At 76.2% G+C, this 2674-nt stretch carries 3 protein-coding genes; 1 reads left to right on the top strand and 2 read right to left on the bottom strand.

The window, feature by feature from the left end; translation table 11 throughout:
- Nucleotides 1-508: ATP-binding cassette domain-containing protein (locus tag ETD96_RS43200; RefSeq protein ID WP_138642261.1), on the bottom strand; the 508-nt coding region annotated here is incomplete at its 3' end.
- 96 nt (nt 509-604) lie between these two features.
- On the opposite strand from ETD96_RS43200, the gene ETD96_RS43195 reads away from it, so the two are divergent.
- Complete coding sequence (locus ETD96_RS43195; protein ID WP_138642260.1) at nt 605-1327, top strand: TetR/AcrR family transcriptional regulator; 723 nt, start codon at nt 605-607, stop codon at nt 1325-1327.
- A gap of 201 nt (nt 1328-1528) precedes the next feature.
- Here the strand turns inward: ETD96_RS43195 and erm are convergent, their stop codons facing one another.
- Nucleotides 1529-2395 (bottom strand): ErmE/ErmH/ErmO/ErmR family 23S rRNA (adenine(2058)-N(6))-methyltransferase, encoded by an 867-nt coding sequence (erm, locus tag ETD96_RS43190; protein ID WP_138642259.1) that lies wholly within the window; start codon nt 2393-2395, stop codon nt 1529-1531.
- Nucleotides 2396-2674 lie beyond the last annotated feature (279 nt).

The raw sequence follows: 2674 nt of genomic DNA, 5'->3' as shown, positions 1-2674 counted from the left end.
GGTCCAGGCCGGTGGTGGGCTCGTCCAGGAACAGCACCTGGGGCCGCAGGATGAGGCTGGTGATCAGGTCGAGGCGGCGGCGCATGCCGCCGGAGTAGCCGGCGACCTGCCGGTCGGCGGCGTCGGCGAGCCCGAACCGCTCCAGCAGCTCGTCGGCGCGGCGGTGGGCCTCGCGGCGGGGCAGGTGGGAGAGGCGGCCGAACATGCGCAGGTTGCCGCGGCCGGTGAGCTTCTCGTCGACGGCGGCGTACTGGCCGGCCAGGCCGATGCGGGCGCGGACCTGGTCGGGGTGGCGGGCGACGTCGAACCCGGCGATGCGGGCGTGCCCGGAGTCGGCGTCGGCCAGGGTGGCCAGGATCCGCACGGCGGTGGTCTTGCCGGCGCCGTTGGGGCCGAGGACCCCGCAGACGGTCCCGGCGGGGACGGCGAGGTCGAGGCCGTCGAGGGCCTGGGTGGTGCCGTAGCGCTTGCGCAGCGCCTCGGCGGCGACGATCGGTTCACGGGTCACGGCAACTCCTCTGGGTACGGTGTACGCATCTCACGGTAGACAACTGGGTACGTCGTACGCAACTAGGATGCTCGGTACGACCCGCGAGGAGGTTCGGTGGCAGCCGGCGAGCAGCACGTCAGCATCTGGTCGGTCCCGGAGCGGCAGGGCCGCGGGCCCCGCCCCGCCTACAGCCGCGCCCAGATCACCGAGGCGGCGATCCGCATCGCCGACGCCGACGGGCTGGAGGCCGCCTCGATGCGCCGCATCGCCGCCGACCTCGGCACCGGCGCGATGTCGCTGTACCGGTACGTGCCGTCCCGCGACGACCTGCTGGAACTGATGGTCGACCACGCGCTGCTGGAGCTGGACATCCCCGACCGGCCCTCCGGCGACTGGCGCGCCGACCTGACGCTGATCGCCGAGAACACCCGGGCGGTGTGGCTGCGGCACCCCTGGCTGGCCGGGCTGCACCGCCCCCGCGCCACCATGGGCCCGAACCGGCTGCGGCTGCTGGAGTTCGCCTTCGGGGCGCTGGACGTCGGCATCCCCATCGACCAGATGCTCACGCTCCTGGACATGCTGAACGGCTACGTCGAACGCGTCGTGCGCGGCGAGATCGAGTGGATGCGGGAGGCGCGGCAGAGCGGGATGACCCCCGAGCGCTGGATGCTGCACAGCGGCCCCTACGTCCGGGAACTGCTCGGCACCGGCCGCTACCCGATGTTCGAGCGCATCGTCATGGACGCGCGGCTGCCCCACATGAGCGCCGAGGACCAGTTCCGCTACGGCCTGGACCGCGTCCTGGACTGCATCGGCGGCGTCCTCCCCGCCCCCTGAACGCGCGGGATCCCGTCCCCAGGGTGACAGCGGGGACGGGATCGGAGACGCCGGCGGGAATCGAACCCGCGAGGGGATGGCGGCCCGGTGCGCCGCCGCGGCGCCCGCCGGAGCGGCCGCCTGATCAGCCTGCCCCGGCCGCGGCACCGCCGCAACGCATTTTCCCCGCGCCTCCCCGGCGCGCACGCTCGCACCAGGCCGTCACTCCAGGCCGTGCAGGACCCGCACGAGCTCGATCCACTCCCCCGGGTGGACGTACCCGACGACCGCGCCGCGCGGCAGTCCCGCCGCGCGGAACGCCGCGTCCACCCGCCGCCGCGGATACGCCGACCGCAGCGACGCGTGCAGGCTGCCGCCCCGGCCGGTGAACCCCAGCTCCACGCACTGCGCGTACCCCTCCAGCGCGCCGGGCGGCAGCAGCGGCCGCGCCCGCCGCTCCAGGCGCAGCACGGCCGAGTCCACCCGCGGGACGGGCCGGAACCGGCTCGCGGGGATCCGCTCGCCCAGCCCCCACCGGAACACCGGCCAGGTCCGGACCGTCAGCAGGCTCCACCGCCCGTAGTCGCCGGTGCGCTTGCGCGCGTACTCCCGCTGCGTGATCAGCGTCGCCGCCTCCAGCGCCGGTGCGTCCAGCGCCCACGCCACGATCGCCGACGTCGCCGCGTACGGGATGCTGCCCGCCAGCCGGAACGGGCCGCGCGGCGGCCGCGCGGCCAGGAAGTCGCCGGTCACGCACTCCACGCCCGGCAGGCCCCGGCGCCGCAGCCGCGCCGCGTGCACCGGGTCGATCTCGTAGGCGATCACCCGGTCGGCGTGCGCGGCGAGCGCGGCGGTGATCCGGCCGTCGCCCGCGCCGGCCTCCACGACCAGCCCGCCGGGCGCGGCCAGCCGGGCGTACCGGGCGATCACCCCCGGGTCGGCGAGGAAGTTCTGGGACAGCTCGCGGCGCGCGCGCCCGCGAGCGGTGGTTCGGTTTCGGTGAGTGATGGCGGCCGTCCTCGGCTCCCGGCCACGGCGGGCCGGCGGACGGGCCGCGCACACGCGCACGGCGGCGCGGCGGAAACGCATCACAGCGGAAACGCGGCGCACAGGAAGGTGCTGCCGGGATGCGCGGCGGGGCCCGTCCGGGATCGTCAGGGGCGTCGGCGTGCCCTGGACGGCCGGTGCGCGCGAGCGCACGCCACGGCCGCGGCGCCGCGCAACGGCGCCGCGGCTGCGGCAGATCAGGCGGCGCGCACCCGGAGGTCCAAGGCGGGGCGGCGGCCGCGGAGCCGGACGTAGGCGGCGGCGGCCATCACCCGCGCCGCGCAGTCGGTGACGGCGGACATGCGCCCGATCCTAGGGACC

It is taken from the genome of Actinomadura geliboluensis (genome assembly GCF_005889745.1).
Classification (GTDB): Bacteria; Actinomycetota; Actinomycetes; order Streptosporangiales; family Streptosporangiaceae; genus Spirillospora; species Spirillospora geliboluensis.
The sequence above is the reverse complement of the archived record's forward strand: the minus strand, read 5'-3'. Positions and strand labels throughout refer to the sequence as shown.

Coding starts and splice junctions, on each gene's coding strand:
- erm (WP_138642259.1), bottom strand. CDS start 2,395: ATGCGTTTCCGCCGCGCCGCCGTGCGCGTGTGCGCGGCCCGTCCGCCG.